16 protein-coding genes and 1 tRNA gene are annotated in these 16,418 nt (G+C 63.7%); 7 read left to right on the top strand and 10 right to left on the bottom strand.

Annotated elements, in window-relative coordinates; translation table 11 throughout:
• Positions 1 to 31: 31 nt before the first annotated feature.
• The gene (locus C2I35_RS01895; protein WP_103761329.1) at positions 32 to 1,297 is read left to right on the top strand and encodes a glutamate-5-semialdehyde dehydrogenase; all 1,266 of its coding nucleotides are present in this window, start codon (positions 32 to 34) and stop codon (positions 1,295 to 1,297) included.
• On the opposite strand, the gene C2I35_RS01890 is transcribed toward C2I35_RS01895, so the two are convergent.
• A complete protein-coding gene (locus tag C2I35_RS01890; protein ID WP_245890365.1) occupies positions 1,284 to 1,892 on the bottom strand; it encodes a histidine phosphotransferase family protein in 609 nt (202 codons plus the stop codon). The genes C2I35_RS01895 and C2I35_RS01890 overlap by 14 nt on opposite strands.
• 28 nt (positions 1,893 to 1,920) lie before the next feature.
• Between C2I35_RS01890 and C2I35_RS01885 the strand changes: the two genes are divergently transcribed.
• The 3 genes from C2I35_RS01885 to olsA all read left to right on the top strand — a co-directional run bounded on the left by C2I35_RS01885 (position 1,921) and on the right by olsA (position 3,849).
• A complete protein-coding gene (locus C2I35_RS01885; protein WP_103761327.1) occupies positions 1,921 to 2,103 on the top strand; it encodes a DUF3553 domain-containing protein in 183 nt (60 codons plus the stop codon).
• 148 nt (positions 2,104 to 2,251) lie between these two features.
• Positions 2,252 to 3,019, top strand: a complete 768-nt coding sequence (gene olsB / locus C2I35_RS01880; RefSeq protein ID WP_103761326.1) for an L-ornithine N(alpha)-acyltransferase — start codon at positions 2,252 to 2,254, stop codon at positions 3,017 to 3,019.
• Positions 3,016 to 3,849, top strand: coding sequence for a lyso-ornithine lipid O-acyltransferase (gene olsA / locus C2I35_RS01875; protein WP_103761325.1), 834 nt, complete (start codon positions 3,016 to 3,018; stop codon positions 3,847 to 3,849). The genes olsB and olsA overlap by 4 nt, the downstream gene beginning before the upstream one ends.
• Before the next feature lie 20 nt (positions 3,850 to 3,869).
• Here olsA and C2I35_RS01870 read toward each other — a convergent pair whose 3' ends face one another.
• The gene (locus C2I35_RS01870) at positions 3,870 to 4,490 is read right to left on the bottom strand and encodes a thiamine phosphate synthase (protein ID WP_103761324.1); all 621 of its coding nucleotides are present in this window, start codon (positions 4,488 to 4,490) and stop codon (positions 3,870 to 3,872) included.
• Between the two features lie 127 nt (positions 4,491 to 4,617).
• On the opposite strand from C2I35_RS01870, the gene C2I35_RS01865 reads away from it, so the two are divergent.
• The 3 genes from C2I35_RS01865 to C2I35_RS01855 are packed head-to-tail and all read left to right on the top strand — an operon-like array spanning position 4,618 to position 8,025.
• The gene (locus tag C2I35_RS01865) at positions 4,618 to 5,361 is read left to right on the top strand and encodes an RNA methyltransferase (RefSeq protein WP_103761323.1); all 744 of its coding nucleotides are present in this window, start codon (positions 4,618 to 4,620) and stop codon (positions 5,359 to 5,361) included.
• Between the two features lie 49 nt (positions 5,362 to 5,410).
• Complete coding sequence (gene ctaA, locus C2I35_RS01860) at positions 5,411 to 6,550, top strand: heme A synthase (RefSeq protein WP_103761322.1); 1,140 nt, start codon at positions 5,411 to 5,413, stop codon at positions 6,548 to 6,550.
• Positions 6,547 to 8,025, top strand: a complete 1,479-nt coding sequence (locus C2I35_RS01855) for a carboxypeptidase M32 (RefSeq protein WP_103761321.1) — start codon at positions 6,547 to 6,549, stop codon at positions 8,023 to 8,025. The genes ctaA and C2I35_RS01855 overlap by 4 nt, the downstream gene beginning before the upstream one ends.
• A gap of 4 nt (positions 8,026 to 8,029) precedes the next feature.
• On the opposite strand, the gene C2I35_RS01850 is transcribed toward C2I35_RS01855, so the two are convergent.
• The 8 genes from C2I35_RS01850 to C2I35_RS01820 all read right to left on the bottom strand — a co-directional run bounded on the left by C2I35_RS01850 (position 8,030) and on the right by C2I35_RS01820 (position 16,415).
• On the bottom strand, positions 8,030 to 8,785 hold the full coding sequence (locus C2I35_RS01850; protein ID WP_103761320.1) for an SDR family NAD(P)-dependent oxidoreductase: 756 nt from the start codon (positions 8,783 to 8,785) through the stop codon (positions 8,030 to 8,032).
• Between the two features lie 58 nt (positions 8,786 to 8,843).
• Positions 8,844 to 9,896: an AbrB family transcriptional regulator gene (locus C2I35_RS01845; protein ID WP_103761319.1), complete on the bottom strand. Its 1,053-nt coding sequence runs from the start codon at positions 9,894 to 9,896 to the stop codon at positions 8,844 to 8,846.
• 63 nt (positions 9,897 to 9,959) lie between these two features.
• Entirely contained in the window at positions 9,960 to 12,203 is a 2,244-nt protein-coding gene (locus C2I35_RS01840) for a xanthine dehydrogenase family protein molybdopterin-binding subunit (protein ID WP_103761318.1), read from the bottom strand.
• A 1-nt stretch (position 12,204) separates the two neighbouring features.
• Positions 12,205 to 12,663 carry a (2Fe-2S)-binding protein gene (locus tag C2I35_RS01835; RefSeq protein WP_103761317.1) on the bottom strand — a complete coding sequence of 153 codons (459 nt, stop codon included), beginning with the start codon at positions 12,661 to 12,663 and terminating at the stop codon, positions 12,205 to 12,207.
• Between the two features lie 270 nt (positions 12,664 to 12,933).
• A complete protein-coding gene (locus C2I35_RS21785) occupies positions 12,934 to 13,254 on the bottom strand; it encodes a hypothetical protein (RefSeq protein WP_146049946.1) in 321 nt (106 codons plus the stop codon).
• A 172-nt stretch (positions 13,255 to 13,426) separates the two neighbouring features.
• A tRNA-Arg gene (locus tag C2I35_RS01830) sits at positions 13,427 to 13,503 on the bottom strand.
• Positions 13,504 to 13,577: 74 nt separating this feature from the next.
• Entirely contained in the window at positions 13,578 to 14,972 is a 1,395-nt protein-coding gene (locus tag C2I35_RS01825; protein WP_103761316.1) for a sensor histidine kinase, read from the bottom strand.
• 24 nt (positions 14,973 to 14,996) lie between these two features.
• Positions 14,997 to 16,415 carry a dihydrolipoyl dehydrogenase family protein gene (locus C2I35_RS01820; RefSeq protein WP_103761315.1) on the bottom strand — a complete coding sequence of 473 codons (1,419 nt, stop codon included), beginning with the start codon at positions 16,413 to 16,415 and terminating at the stop codon, positions 14,997 to 14,999.
• Positions 16,416 to 16,418: the final 3 nt, after the last annotated feature.

The following is a 16,418-nucleotide window of genomic DNA, read 5'->3' as shown; positions in this document are numbered from 1 at the left end:
GCTAGATTCGGCTGAACGAACAGGTGCCTTGATGAAAGATCTCGAAAATATTCCAGCACTTATGGCTGAGATAGGTCAGCGGGCCAAGACCGCCGCCGCGGTGCTTGCCACCGCCACGGCAGAGGCCAAGACCCGTGCGCTGACGGCCGCGGCGGATGCGGTGTGGGACAGCCGCGCCGACATCCTCGAGGCCAACGCCAAAGACCTCGAGTTCGGTCGCGATAAGGGCCTGTCGGATGCTATGATGGATCGCCTGATGCTGGACGACGACCGGATCCGTGGCATTTGCGACGGGCTGCGCGCCGTCGCCGCTCAGGACGATCCGGTGGGCGAGGTGATCGACGAATGGGACCGCCCGAACGGCCTGCATATCCGGCGCGTGCGCACTCCGCTCGGCGTGATCGGGGTGATCTATGAGAGCCGTCCCAATGTCACGGCGGATGCGGGCGCGCTCTGTCTGAAATCCGGTAACGCGGTGATCCTGCGCGGCGGCTCGGAAAGCTTTCATTCCTCCGGTGCCATCCATCGCTGCCTATGCGCCGGCCTGACCGAGGCCGGTCTGCCGGAGGACGCGATCCAGCTCGTCCCGACCCGCGACCGCGCGGCGGTGCAGGCTATGCTGACGATGACCGGGACGATCGACGTGATCGTACCGCGCGGCGGCAAGGGGCTTGTCGGCCTCGTTCAGCGCGAGGCACGGGTGCCTGTCTTCGCGCATCTCGAAGGCATCGTGCATATCTACATCGACAAGCATGCGGACCCGGAAAAGGCGCTGCGCGTCGTAATGAATGCCAAGACCCGCCGCACCGGGATCTGCGGCGCCGCCGAATGTCTGCTGGTGCACGAGGACGCTGTCGATACGATCGGGCAGGGCGTCATACGGGCCTTGGTCGAAAAGGGGGTCGAGGTCCGTGCCGATACGGCCCTGCAATCGGTGCCGGGCACGGTTCCGGCCGGCGATGGCGACTGGGGGTTCGAGTTTCTGTCGATGGTCATGGCCGCGAAAAAGGTGGGCGACGTCTCAGACGCTATTGATCATATTCGGAAATATGGGTCGCAGCACACGGACTGCATTATCACCGAGGACGACGCGACTGCAGAGCGCTTCTTTGCCGAACTCGACAGCGCGATCCTGATGCGCAACGCCTCGACCCAGTTCGCGGATGGTGGAGAGTTCGGCATGGGCGCGGAAATCGGCATTGCGACCGGCAAGATGCACGCCCGCGGCCCCGTGGGCGCCCGGCAATTGACCAGTTTCAAGTATCTCGTGGACGGCGACGGCGCTATCCGCGCCTGAGCCGCACTTCCGCCGCTTCGTCCGACAGGACCGCTGAACAATCCAGTCGCGCGTCCCATGCCGCAGCGGGCAGGATCAAGAATTGCACATGCGCCGGCGCCGGAAGCGACGTACCTTGTGTGCCGTTCAGCATGTCCCACAAGGTGGCGTCCACGTTCATCCGTTCAGCCGTGGCCCGGATGACCCAGCCGTCCTCGGATCGTGTCATGACAATGCGGCCCCCATAGGGCACCGCCTGTTCGGCGCAGAGCAGCGCCAGCAGCACCGCGCGCACCTCGGCCCGCGGGTAGTGGCCTGAGGGAAAGGGGGCAATCTCGGTTCGGTCGTCTGCATGAAGGTCTCTGAGGATCGAGTTGACCTCTTCCGCGCCTGTTTCCTGTTCCTTGCAGGCCATCCCGAAGGCCAAGCGAAAAAAACGGATGCGGGCATTGGCATGGGCCACGCTGTCCGCGACAAGCGACAGTTCGGGCGAACCGGCGGCGTCCGACAATTCCAGCAATTCGAGCCCGTTGCTGACTGCGCCGATAGGGCTGATCAGGTCATGACAGATACGAGAGCCTATCAAAGCTGCGATAGCGTTGGTATCGTTTGCCAAATCGTTTCCTTTCCCGCGGAGCCCGCCGATGTCCGACATGAACAGCATTCTCGAGCCCGGCATGCTCGTGGTCCACCCCGATCAGCCTGATTGGGGCACCGGGCAGGTCCAGTCCAACATCGGTGGAAAGATCACGGTGAATTTTCAGGATGTCGGTAAAGTGGTGATAGACGGCTCCCGCGTTGAGTTGATGCCGGTGACTGAACCATAAGCAACGTTGCCAAAACGTTAACACGCAAAGGCGCGCTCGCAAGCCTCCTTCTTGCTGCGGGCAAAGATACGCCGCGGGACTTCAAGTGGTTGCAGCGCGGGACTGAAAGGCATTAAAACCCGCGCAGCCAATCTGAACGGACCCATTGATGTATTCGCGCGACGTGCAGTTCACCGTAAGACTCGCCCGCTCCGAGCAAGACCTGCACGCGGCGCAACGCCTCCGCTACGACGTGTTCGTCGCGGAACTGGGCGGCGACGGCCCGCTCGTCGACCACGACGCGAAGTTGGAGCGTGACCGGTTCGATGCCTATTTTGATCATCTGCTTCTGGCTGACGAGTCCCGCGGCGGTGAAATTGTCGGCGTCTACCGTGTCTTGCGCGACGATCAGGCCGACGAGGCGGGTCAGTTCTACTCCGAAGATGAATACGACATTTCGGTCCTCAAATCCTCGGGCCGGCGCATCATGGAGCTGGGCCGGTCCTGCCTTGCCGAGGGCTATCGCGGTGGTGCGGCCATGTACCACCTGTGGAACGGCCTTGCGCACTATGTCGCCGATCACGGCATCGAGATCCTGTTCGGCGTCGCCAGCTTCCATGGCACCGATACCAGCGCCCTGGCGCAGCCGCTTTCATTGCTCCACCACCGCCACTTGGCGCCCGAGGCATTGCGGGTTCGTACCGTGCCCGCCCATTACCAGCCGCTTAACCTGGTGCCGGAAGATCAGATCGATCGGCGGGCGGCCATGTTGCAGGTGCCTGCGTTGATCAAGGCCTATCTGCGGCTTGGCGGCTTTGTCGGTGACGGTGCGTTCATCGACCACACATTCAACACAACCGATGTCTGCCTCGTTATGGACACCGCGCAACTGAACGCCCGGCAAAAGGCGATCTATTCCAAGGGTGCCGGCCTGTGAGCAACACCTGGGAGTCCCAGCGTCCCGCGCGCGTGGTCCGTGTCACGGGGACAGGCTGGCTGATACTGGCGCTGCGCCTTGTGGTGCTTTTGGCGATCATCTTGCCGGGTGTCTTTGCGGTGCTGGTTCTGCGCCTTGCCGAGCCATTTTTTTTCGACCGCAGCCGCCCATTGACCGCGCGCTTGCAACGCTGGGCCATCTGGGCCGGACTGCGCGTGATCGGATTGCGCTATCGCCGCGAAGGCCAGCCCATGCAAAGCCATGGCGCCGTGGTGGCCAATCACGCTTCGTGGTTGGATATCTTCGCTCTCGGGGCAGGGCAGGCGATCACGTTCGTGTCCAAGGCCGAGGTGGCCGGTTGGCCCGGCATCGGTTTTCTTGCGCGGATCGTCGGCACCGTATTTATCAGCCGCAATCCCCGGCAGGCCGACGCACAACGCAACCAGCTGAAAGCCGAGCTTGATGCCGTTCGAAAGCTCTTGTTCTTCCCCGAAGGCACGTCGACCGACGGAATGCGCGTGCTGCCGTTCAAGTCGAGCCTCTTTGCCGCGTTTTCGGATCTCGAAGCGGGGATGCTGATTCAGCCGGTCACGGTTGTCTACATCGCGCCAGACGGGCTGGAAGAGCCGCGCTTTTACGGCTGGTGGGGCGACATGGATCTCGGGCCACACATGCTGCAGGTCCTGTCGCGGTTTCCTCAGGGTGGCGTGCGCGTGATCTATCACGAGCCGCTCAGTGTCAGCGACTATCCCGATCGTAAGGCGTTAGCCCGAACGCTCGAGGCTAAAGTGCGTAGCGCGATGCCACCCGAAGTCGCTTTGCCGGGCTGAGACTGCCGCGCAATCCCGCCTCAGCGCATTGCCGCGACCAGTTCGCCCAAGGCGGCGCTCGGGTCGTCCTCGCGCCAGATTTCGTCGCCGATCCCGAAAAAATCAGTCATGGAGGACAGCTGTGATACCGTGGCAGCGTCTAGCGCTCCCTCTGCCACCACCGGCACTTCGATCACCTGAGACCACCACTCGAAAAGGTCCGTCTCGGCCTGCGACCCGTCGCCAAGGGCGGAGACGCCGGCGGGGCCGAAGCTGACGTAATCGGCGCCGGCCTCGCCCGCGGTCATACCATCATGGCGCGAGGTGCCGCAGAAAGCGCCGACGATGGCATCCGGTCCCAGTTCCTTGCGCGCCTTGCGCACGGTGCGTGACCCGTCCGTCAGGTGCACGCCGTCCAGCCCCAGCCGTTCGGCCAACACAAAATGCGTGTCGATCACGATGGCCACGTCCTGCCCATGCGCAACCTCGCGGCACGTATCGGCGGCGCGGCACAACGCGGTCTCGTCATGGGTCGACAGCGCCAGTCGCACGCAGGCGATCTCGTGGTCGCGCAGGACCCGGTCGAGAATGGCGGGGAAGCGCGCCAGCTCAATCTCGGGCGGGGTGATCAGATAGATTTGCGGCTGCTCGGGGTCTGCCATGGTCTTGTCGTCCTGTTTTTGCCCCTATAACCGGGATTTGCGAACGCGTCTACGGGACGCGAACGCGGTCTTTTGCGCTTTCCCGCACGGCCAGGCTGGATTATGGCGGGCACGTTGGAGGAACAGGATGCCAAGCGATAACACACAGCCGCGCTTTGTGCTCGTACGTCCGCAAATGGGCGAGAATATCGGCGCCGCCGCGCGCGCAATGTGGAACTTCGGTCTCGACCGCATGGTCGTCGTGGCCCCGCGTGATGGTTGGCCCAATCCCAAGGCGGTGGCCATGGCCAGCGGCGCGGGTCGGCTGCTGGACGACGCGCGCCTTGTCCCCGACCTGCCGGCGGCTGTCGAGGACGAAAGTTTCGTGATGGCCACAACCGCCCGGGTGCGCGGCCTGACTAAGCCCGTATTCAGCCCCGAAGAGGCCATGGTGGAGGCCGCGACGCGCCTGTCGCGAGGCGAACGTGTCTCGGTGCTGTTCGGGCCGGAACGGGCCGGGCTGGAGAACGAGGATGTCGCGCGCGCCAACGCCATCATCAGCGTGCCGGTGAACCCTGAATTCCCAAGCCTGAACCTTGCCCAATGCGTGCTCTTGTGCGGCTACGAGTGGCGCCGCGCGTCGCAGACGGTCGAGGCCGCCCGCGTCGATATGGCCGGCACCGAATGGGCCAACCAGAAAGAGATCGAGGCGCTGTCGGCACATTACGAGGAACGCCTCGAAGACGCCGGTTTTTTCTTTCCGGAGGCCAAGGCCCCCGGCATGAAGATCAACCTGCGCAACATGTGGAGCCGGATGCCCCTGACGCGAGCCGACGTGCAGACACTGCATGGCGTACTGCGGCAAATGGTGCGCTGGAAGGAGCGCGGTTGAAGCGCCGTGCGACGCGGATTAACGTCACGCCAAAGTCAGAGGGCGGAACATGAGCGAAAAACGCAGCATTTTCCAGGAAGTGTCAGATGCGGACACCCCGCGGCAGCCACCGCAAGGTGGGATGATCGACGCAGGCCGCCGTGGCGCGCGCGGTGCCGTTCGGGTGTGGCTGATGCTTCTTTTCGCGCTGGTGGTCGTGATGATCGCCGTGGGCGGCCTCACGCGCCTGACCGACAGCGGCCTGTCGATCACCGAGTGGAAGCCGGTGACCGGCGCGCTGCCTCCGATGGACGCCGCCACATGGGAATCCGAGTTCGAGAAATACCGCGCAATTCCCGAGTACCAGTTGCAGAACAAGGGCATGAGCCTTGCCGAGTTCAAGGTGATCTACTGGTGGGAATGGGGCCATCGCCAGCTTGGCCGCGTGATCGGCCTTGTTTGGGTCTTGGGCTTTCTGGGCTTCTTGCTGCTGCGCAAGATCCCCCCAGGCTGGACAGGTCGCTTGTTGCTATTGGGAGGATTGGGCGGCGCTCAGGGCGCCATCGGCTGGTGGATGGTCAGTTCTGGCCTTTCCGGGCAGATGCTGGACGTGGCGAGCTACAGGCTGGCCGTGCATCTTGGCCTCGCCTTCGTGATATTGGGCTTCATCGCGTGGTACGTGATGTGCCTCGGACGAGAAGAGCGCGAACTGATGCAGGCTCGGCGCAGCCGCGAGGGCAAGCTTTTCGGCCTGTCCACTGGCTGGCTGCATTTCGCCTTCCTGCAGATCCTGATCGGCGCGCTTGTTGCGGGCATCGACGCCGGACGCACCTTTACCGACTGGCCGCTCATGGCTGGAGGGTTCCTGCCCGTGGATTTCTGGATGCCGGAGCTGGGTGCCAGAAACTTCTTTGAAAACCCGGGCATGGTTCAGTTCATCCACCGCATGACCGGTTATCTTCTGCTGATTTTCGGCATCGTCGTCTGGCTGAAGGGGCGCCGGTCGGCCCATGCTCTGACCCGCGGCGCGTTCAATTTCGCCTTCCTCGCACTTTGCCTGCAGGTCGTGCTCGGGATCATGACAGTGCTGTATATCGCGCCCTGGCAACTCGCCATCGCACACCAGTTGCTGGCGGTGATCCTCTGGGTCCTGATCCTCAGGGCACGGTTCCTCAGCCAGTATCCCATTGTGCGGTCGGTGCGCGGATGAGCCTGCCCAATGCATTCGACGCGCTCATGGCCTATGAGCGGGAAACCCAAGCCCTGGCCCGCATCTCCGGGCGGCTGAGCTGGGATCAGGAAACTGTGATGCCCCGCGGCTCGGCCGGGCAGCGGGCAGAGGAACGCGGTGCGATGGAAAGCGTGCTGCATGCAAGGCGCACCAACCCGCAAATCGGGGAGTGGCTGGAGCAGGCCGACCCGCCCGACGCGGACGGCGCTGCGCAACTGCGCCTGATCCGCCGCAGCTATGAGCGGTCGGTCAAGGTGCCGGCCGATCTGGCCGCCGCGCTGGCCCGGCTGACAAGCAGGTCGCAAGGCATATGGGCCGCCGCGCGTGCCGATGACGATGTCGCCGCCTTCCTTCCCACGCTGGCCGAGGTGGTCGAGCTCAAGCGGGAAGAGGCCGCGGCGCTGGCGGGCGAGGGCGACCTCTACGATGCGCTGGTCGACGATTTCGAGCCGAACGGCAAAGCGACCGAATTCGCCGCGATGTTCGACGAGATGCGCCCGGGTCTGGTAAGCTTGCGCGAACACGCCCTGAACGCACCCCAGGTGACGGCGCTTTCAGCTACGTTCGACGCCGACACACAGATGGCGCTTGGCCGGGAACTGGCAGAAACCTTCGGTTATGACCTGACCCGGGGTCGCATCGACCGGGCGGTCCACCCGTTTTCCAGCGGCTCCGGCGAAGACGTGCGCATTACCACCCGCACCGCCGAGGATGATCCGTTCAACTGCCTTTACTCGACGATCCACGAGGTCGGCCACGCATGCTATGAACAGGGTATCGACCCGAAATTCCTTCTGACTCCGGCTGGGCAAGGGGTGTCGATGGGCGTACATGAAAGCCAAAGCCGGATCTACGAGAACCAGCTTGGCCGCAGCCGCGCCTTCTGTGGCTATCTTTATGGCCGGATGCGAGACCTGTTCGGCGACTTCGGCGTGCCGGACGAAGACGCCTTCTATGCGCTCGTGAACCGCGTACACCGGGGCTATATCCGTACCGAGGCCGACGAGGTGCAGTACAACCTGCACATCATGCTGCGGTTCGATCTGGAGCGGGCGCTGTTCGCCAATGATCTTCAGGTCAATGATCTCGAAGCGGCCTGGAACGATCGGTTCCGGGCGGATTTCGGGTATGACGCCAACCGCCCCGCGAACGGCGTGCTTCAGGATGTGCACTGGTCCGTGGGGCTCTTCGGGTATTTCCCGACCTACAGCCTTGGCAATGTCTATGCCGGCTGCCTGCATGAGGCCCTGCGCAAGGATCTGCCCGAACTGGATGACCAACTGGCGAAAGGCGACCTCTCCGCCGCCACGGGCTGGCTGCGCGAGCGGGTTCAGTGCCACGGTGGACGTCATGAACCCAAGGACGTCATCACGCTCGCATGCGGCAGCGCGCCTAGTGCGACACCGCTGATGTCCTACCTGGAAACCAAGTTCGGCGCGCTCAGCGACGGTTGACTCATCACTGCATCCGCAACGCGCCATCAAGACGGATGACCTCGCCGTTCAGGTAATCGCATTCGACGATGAACCGTGCCAGCGATGCGTACTCGTCCGGGTCACCCAGCCGCTTGGGAAAGGTCACGTCCTGCGCCAACCCGTCTTGCACCTCCTGCGGCAAGCCTTTCAACATGGGCGTGGCGAAAATCCCAGGAGCAATGGCCATCACCCGGATACCATCGCGGCTCAGGTCCCGCGCCATGGGCACCGAAAGGCCAACGATACCGCCCTTGGAGGCGGCGTAGGCGGTCTGGCCCTTTTGCCCTTCGAAGGCGGCAATGGACGCCGTGTTGATGATGACCCCACGCGTGCCGTCCGGCGCTGCGGCGTTCTGCGCGATTTCCTCGGCGGCAAGACGAGCCACGTTGAACGTGCCGACGAGGTTGATGTCGATGGTACGGCGAAACCCTTCAAGGCTGTGCGGCCCGTCGCGCCCCAGCGTCTTCTCTCCGGTCGCGATGCCGGCGCAATTCACGGCAGCGGTGATCTTGCCCATGGCGTCCTTGGCCGCAGCTATGGCAGCGCGGACCGAGTCCTCGTCGGTAACGTCCGTTTCGGCAAAACCGGCCCCGATCTCGGCGGCCACGGCGGCGCCGCGCTCGGCATCGCGGTCCAGCAGGGTGACCTTGGCCCCATGCGCGCGAAAGTGCCGTGCCGTCGCTTCCCCCAGGCCGGAAGCGCCCCCGGTGATGATTGCGGCGGTGTCTGAGATTTGCATGGAGCCTCCGGCGGTTTGAAATGAACAAGTGTTCAGGTATTCCAGAAGCCGTGCCCTGTCAAAGCCGTCGCCGAACCAGTTTGGAGCTGAGGCCAAGGCCGACCACGGTGATCAGAATCCGAAAGATGTGATGCAGCGTCACGAAGGCCGGGTTGGCCGAAAGGCTGAGGGCCACCAGCGACATCTCGGTCACACCGCCGGGCGCGAAGCTGATCAGCAGTACGTCGAAAGGTTGCTCCAGTACCTGCATCAGCGCCAGCGCAAAGATGATGGCCAGTCCCAGCATGCCTCCAACGCAAAGGACGGTCAGCCAGACGCCCCGGAGTACCAACCCGCCGGACAGTCCCCTGAACCGCATGCCAAGCGCCGTGCCGACGACGATCTGAGCCGCGTTGATCAGCCATTGCGGCACATCGACGTGGTAAAGCCCGGTCAGCGACAGGATCGCGGCCACGGACAAAGGCCCGGTCAGTTGTTTGGCCGGCAGGCGCAGCAAATGCCCAAGGCCAATCCCCGCCGCGCCGGCGCAGGCTATCAGTGGAAAGGCAGACCAGGGCACTTCATCGCGGCCCAGCGTGACGCCTGCGGAACTGCCGACCGGATGACCGACCCAGAGCGAAAGGCCGATGGGCAAGAGCGTGACCACCGCGATGATTCGCAGGAACTGCTGCAGTGTCAAACGGGCCGGATCGGCACCGGCCTCCTCACCCAGGGCAATCGATTCGAACAAGCCGCCAGGCGCCGCGCCATAGAAAGCCGTCGGTCGGTCATACCCACCTATGAACCGCAAGACGGTGTAGCCGTAGCCATGGGCGACGACGACGAACAGCATCAGGGCCGTGAAACTGACCGCCAGGCGCGAGGCCTGTCCGAAAAGTTCGGGCGTGACCTGCGCGCCGATCATCAGGCCGATGACCGAAATGAAGACCAAGCGCAGCATGGGGGGGAAATGGTATCCATCCGGTAAACGAGCCGATACGGTTGTCGCCACGATACCGGACGCGACCAGAGGCCCGATCAGGAACGGAAGCGGTATGGAGGCCGCTTGCGCGCCGAAGGCCGCGGCGCAAGCCAGGGCGAGCAGCGCAAGTGTGGTCAGGATGGATCCCATGCGCCCCTTCAACCACCCCGCGCGGGGAACGGCAAGGCGGCGCCGCGTTGGATGCGCCTTAACTTACGCGAACTCCACGAATTTCGAGAACGGCATCTCGCGCAGCCGCGTCCCCGTGGCCGCGAAAATAGCCGCCGCAAGGGCAGGGGCGGCAGGCGGCACGGGGGGTTCACCCACGCCCAGCACCTTGTCGCCATTCTCAAGTCCGCGCACTTCGATCGCCGGGGCCTGGTAAAGGCGCAGCCCCTGGAACGTGTCGAAATTGGTCTGCTCGGCGCGACCGTCGGCATAAGTCAGCTCGCAGTTCATCGCATGACCCAGTCCAAAAATGACACCGCCCGCCACCTGGTTCTCGAAGTTCAGCGGATCGACCACCGTGCCGACCTCTGCCGCGACCCAGGCGCGCGTCAGCTTCAGTCCGGCCTCGGTGGTCTCGACCTCGATGACCTCGGCGCAGGGCACGCCAAAGGACTTGGTAAAGGCCACCCCGCGCCCCACGCCGTCGGCCGGGTTCGGTCCGGACCAATCGCTCATCTCGGCCACGGCCTCCAGCACGCCACGGGCCAGCGCGTCATCGCAAAGCCGCAGGCGCTCTTCCATCGGGTCGGCCCCGGCGGCGTGGATCAACTCGTCCAGTCCGGTATTGTAGAAAAACCCGTTCGTCGACGCGCCGACCGAACGCCATGACGAGATTGGCGCCAGTGGCGGCGCCCGGTAACCTGTTACGCGGTGGTGCGGCACGGAAAAAGGCTGCTCGAAAGCGCCGGCCACGATCTGGCTGTCGGGGCCGGGCACGCTCAGCCCTTGCCGCCCCATTTGCGAGACTATGACAGATGGCATCGCGATACCGAGGTCAAAGGCCTCGACCCGCCCCTCGCGCACGGCACCGCGCATCCGCGCCATGGCGATCTGGCGAGGGAACTCGTGGGTCATGTCCTCTTCGCGGGAATAGGTCAGCTTGACCGGCGTGCCTTTCATCTGCATGGCGATCTCGGTGGCATGACGCACCACCATGTCTTCCAGCCGGTGCCCAAAACTGCCGCCGATCATCTGCACATGCAGGGTGATGTCGTCCTCCGATACGCCGGTGATGCCCGACACATTGGTCAGCACATTGCGCGGGATCTGCGTGCCGGTCCAGATCTCGATGGCATCATCATCGACGCGCACGGTGGCGTTGACCGGTTCCAGCGGGGCATGGGCCAAGTAGGGCGCGCGATACTCCGCCTCGATGACATCACCCGCGCCAAGCGCCGCGTCCATGTCGCCGTCGTCGCGCTTGCGGCTGTCCTGCGTGTCTTCGGTAAAACTGTCGGAAAGCGCCTGCCAATGCGCCTCCATCGATCGCGGCAATGGCCCGTCGGGCCAGCTTGCCACGATGGCCTTGGCCCCTTCCATCGCGCGCCAGGTGTTATCGGCTACGATACCCAGGCCGCCGGAAATCTCGACCACGGATTGCACGCCGCGAATCTTGAACGTCTCGGCAGTGTCATAGCTGCCAAGCGCGCCGCCAATCGCGGGGTTCAGAAGTACGGTCGCGTGGACCATCCCGGGCAGGTGCACGTCGATCCCGTAGTCTTGCGTGCCAGTGGACTTGGCGACCATGTCGAGGCGCGGCGTTGGCTTGCCAATCAGCCGCCATTCCGAAGCGGGTCGCAGGGCGACGTCCGTCACCGGATCCAAATCAGCGGCCCCAGCGGCCAACTCGGTGTAGGGCAGGGTGGTGCCGTCCGGCAGGATCACCGCTCCGTCCCGTGTGGTCAGTTCGCTTGCCGCGACCCCCGCCTGTGCTGCGGCGGCAGCTTTCAGTGTCTCGCGGGCCGATGCGCCCGCCGCGCGCAGCTTGTCGAACCCGTCGGGCGTGGTGGTAGAGCCGCCGGTGATCTGCAGCCCCAGGAACTTCGCCCCCGCAGACACGACCGAGCCCGCGACCTGTTCCCCAAAGCCACCACCGGGAGCGAGGAAGGCCGCGGCCTCGTCGGCCAGCGCCCGGTTCCAATAGGCGACGTCCGGCGGGCCGGGATCAACCGCGATCTGGTCGAGCGTCACGTCCAGTTCCTCGGCCAGCAGCATCGCCTGCACCTGGTAGGCGCCCTGGCCCTTGTCGGCGCGGGGTGTGATCAGGGTGATGCCATCGGGGCGGATCAGCACATAAGGGGTCAGCGCCGCCTCGCCGTCGTTCAGTCCGCTCAGCAGCGGATTGCGGTATGGTGTCTTGTAACGCCAGACCCCAAAGGCAACGCCGCCCGCCGCGGCGACGGCACCTACCAGGAAACTTCGGCGCGCGATCTTACCGACCCGGCTCACTTTACGCCTCCTTCAGCTTGGCGGCGGCGACCTTTACGGCCGCACGGATGCGCGGATAGGCTCCGCAGCGGCACAGGTTGCCCGACATGGCGTCGTCGATATCCTCGTCCGAAGGATCGGGCGTTTCCGAGAGCAGCGCCGCAGCCTGCATGATCTGCCCCGACTGGCAATAACCGCATTGGGCCACCTGCGTTTCTATCCACGCCTGCTGCACGGCATGGCGTGTCTCGGGGTTGCCCAGCCCGTGAATGGTGGTGACCGGGCCCCACACGTCGCCCGCGGCAACCTGGCAGGATCGGACCGCCTCGCCATCGATATGCACCGTGCAGGCCCCGCATTGCGCGATCCCGCAGCCGTACTTCACGCCGGTTTTGCCCAGCACGTCGCGCAGCACCCACAGAAGGGGCATCGCGTCCTCGACCTCGATCTCGTGGTCCGTACCGTCGATCGTCAATTGCATGGTGCCTCCCGCCGCGTTCTGCGTTTATCGCAACGATAAGCCGCGCGGTTCAATTGTCGAGAAGAACGCCACGTGAGCCGCGCGTGTCAAAGGCCACCGTCCAGGCGGTGTCTGTAATTCCGGAAATTCGAGGAAGTGGCGGACTGAGGAACAGCAGAAAGCAGCACCGTCTGCGGGCTCACCTCACCATCGGCTTCTGCGATCTGGCGGTATGACATGCCCTCGGCGCGCATCGCCGCCCAAAGATCGCGGCGCTGGTCTATCAGCAGCTTATGTGTCTCGAAGAAAAGGCTTTAGCTCCTCTCTCGACCAGCCATCGGAAACGATTTGCTCAATCTGGGCGGAAACCTTGTTCAACGCGTACTCACAATTCTGAACTTGCCCGCGCGTTTCTTCGATTAGATCAATTACTTCTCGGAAAGTCTTGGGCTTCCGATGGTAAGAAAATGTGGTCGGTTCTTTTTCCCCTTCAAAAGGCTGAATCCGGCCAGAGAGTCTACGTACATCCTTACTTAAGCGTTCGGTTTCATGGCATAGCCGCTCAATCAATCCGACACTTTTGGCAAAAAGTTCTTTTTCCTTATTGTCCACGTATATGTCCTCTCTGAAGTAATACCGTCGCAGCTACTTAAGAATCGCGGGAAGCTGACTGTGAACTTGCGCACGCGATGTATCAAGCCGTTTTACGGTTGGCACGCATTATGGCAGGTGCGAAGGTACTGCGCAAAATACCTCTTTAAGAACATGCACTTGTAGGGAGAAGTGGCGGACCGAGGAGGATTCGAACCCCCGACCCCCTGATTCGTAGTCAGGTACTCTATCCAGCTGAGCTATCGGTCCGTTGAGGTCGAGCATCTAGACCCATGCGCCGGCCATTGCAAGGGGGTGGTACGGGATTTTCCGAGGAATTTCCCTCAGTCCACGTTCAACCCGCCACGGGGCAGGCTGACGCAGAACACCGTGCCGGTCTCATCCGTGCTTTCAAGTTCGAGCGTGCCGCCATGGCCACGGATCAGCTCTGCTGCAATCGAGAGGCCAAGGCCGGTGCCGCCCTTCGTTGCACCGCCGTGAAATGGCTGGAAAAGGTGGTCGCGCGCCTTGGGTGGAAGGCCCGGCCCGGTGTCGGAGACACGAATGAGCCACGCCTCACTGGTTTCCTGCCCGGAAATAGCGATCTCTCCGGGCTTGCCGCTATTGACGATGGCCTGACGGGCATTGCGCACGAGGTTGGCGATCACGCGGTAAAGCTGTTCGTGATCGGCGCGCAGGACAAGCCCCGTGGGCACGTCTTCGGCAAAGCTGACATCGGCGTCACCCACGGCAAGGCGCTCGCTTTCGATCACGTCAGAGACGACGTCGATCAGTGCGAACCGGCCCAGGGTCGGCGGTTGCTCCTCGGCCTTGCCATAGGCCAGGGTCGATTCGCACAGGTGCACCGCGCGGGCGATGGAATTGACCAGCTTGGGTGCCATGCGCTTGACCGCCGGGTCCTCGCTCATCTCGATCCGGTCGGTGAACAGCTGCGCCGAGGTCAGAATATTGCGCAGGTCATGGCTGACCTTGGCCACCGCGCCGCCCAGCTGGGCCAGCCGCTCGCGCTGCCGCAGGGACGAGGTGAGCTGCGTCTGCAACGACAGCAACGCCTCCTCGGCCTGCCGGATCTCGGTGGTGGTGGATCGGGGGGTGATCACGCGGTTGGCATCCTCGGGGGCCTCGGCATAGCGGGTCATGTTGCGCGCCACGCTGGCAATGGGCCGCACGAGAAAGCCACGCACGGCAAAATAAAGCAGGGCGGCGGTCACAACCGAGATCATCGCCGACAGCAGCAGGATACGCAGGCCGTAGTCGACCATCGCGGCGCGCAGGTCGTCTGTCAGCAGCGTGACCTCGATCAGCAGTCCGCCCATCTGTGACGGGTCGCCGATGACGCGGATCATCTCGGGCTCGGTCCGCACAAGGCGTGTCATCGCGTCCCCGATCAGTTCCAACGGCGGCGCGTCACGCAGATCGAACGTATCGACAATGGGTGAGGGCATGGGCGCCGACAGCATCAGCTGGCGCGCCTCGTCGCGGCGCAGAACCACGTTGAAGACCCCCGCGTTCTGCAACAGCTCTTCCTGCAACTCGTTCGAGATTTCATCGTTGGCCAAGAGCGCGAGCGAGGCAATCTGCGCCCGCTCCAGTCGGTCCATCAGGAAATCCTCGCGGTAGCGGGCGATGGAGGGCACGAAAATCAGAACCTCGGCCAGCATCACGAAGAGGACGGTCAGGATCAGGAACCGTCCCGAGAGTGATTTCAGAAACCCCATCTTCCCGTTCCGTCGTCTTGTTTCCTAGGGCAGCCAGCGCTGGACCAGCCGCACGACCCGCTTGACGCCATCGCTTTCGAACAGCCGCGGCGTGAAATAGGCCCCCGCCGCACGCTTGTTGATTTCTCCCAACGTGGGATAAGGCGCAACCATGGCGCTGATATGCTTCATTTTCAAGTTGTTGGCGAGGGCCAAAGCCCATGTATGGATCAACTCGCCCGCTTGCGCACCGACGATGGTCGCGCCGACGGGGCGGCCGCCCACGACCATGACCTTGACGAAGCCCGTGGTTTTACGTGTGGCGATGGCCCGGTCGTTGCTGTCATACTCGGCCCGGACGACCTCCAGCTTCGAGCCATGTTCCTTGCGCGCCTGCGCCTCGGTCAGGCCGACCTGCGCCAGTTCCGGGTCGGTATAGGTGGTCCAGGGCAGATGCGCGGTACTTGCCTTGGCAGGCAGGCCCAGCACGGCAGAGCGGATGACGATACCTGCGTGATATCCCGCGACATGGGTGAATTGCAGGCCGCCGGCGACGTCGCCGATGGCATAAACCTTTGAATTGGTGGTCTTCAGCTTCGCATCGACCTTGATGCCCGCCTTCGTGGTCTCGATGCCCGCCGCATCGAGGTTCAGGCTGTCGATATTCGGCTTGCGGCCCACGGCCATCAGCAAATGCGAGCCCTTGAAAACTTGCCCGTCCTTGGTTTCGACCTCGATCGCCCCTTGGGTCCCGCGCACTTGCGCCGCAGTGGCGCCCTCGATTATCTCCAGTCCCTCCGCGCTCAGGTGGTCCAACACAACGGCGGCGGCTTCGGGATCGTCCTTGCCTAGCGCCTTGTCGCCTTCGATCACCGTGACCTTGCAGCCCAGCCGAAGATGCGCCTGCGCCATTTCCATGCCGATGGGGCCGCCGCCGATGACCAGCAGGTGCTCGGGCTTATCGCGCAGGTCAAAGAGCGTCTCGTTGGTCTCGTATGGGACACCGTCCAGCCCTGGAATAGGCGGCACGAAAGGCGAGGAACCGGTGGCGATGACGATGCGGCGGGCGCGGATGACCGTGTCCCCGGCCTTGACCTCGGTGGGCGAGATGAATTGGCCGTATTCCCTGATAACCTTGACGCCAAGGCCCTCGAACCGGTCCTGGCTGTCATGCGGGGCGATGGTTGCGATCACGTCCTGCACGTGGTCCTTGGCGGCGGCGTAGTCCACAATGGGTGCGGTATTCTCCACGCCATAAGGGGCGGCGTGTGCCGGGCCGTAGGCGGCCTTGGCCGAGGCGATGAGCGCCTTGGAGGGCACGCAGCCGAAGTTGAGGCAGTCACCGCCCATTTCGTGCCCTTCGAGAAGGACCACGTCAGCGCCCATCTGCACGGCGCCGGACGCCACGGAGAGACCACCGGAACCTGCCCCTATGACGAGGATGTCAGTCTTGATATCGGCCATGGC

The organism is Roseovarius confluentis, assembly GCF_002917925.1.
GTDB classification, from domain to species: Bacteria; Pseudomonadota; Alphaproteobacteria; order Rhodobacterales; family Rhodobacteraceae; genus Roseovarius; species Roseovarius confluentis.
This window is presented reverse-complemented; position numbering and strand designations above follow the sequence as displayed.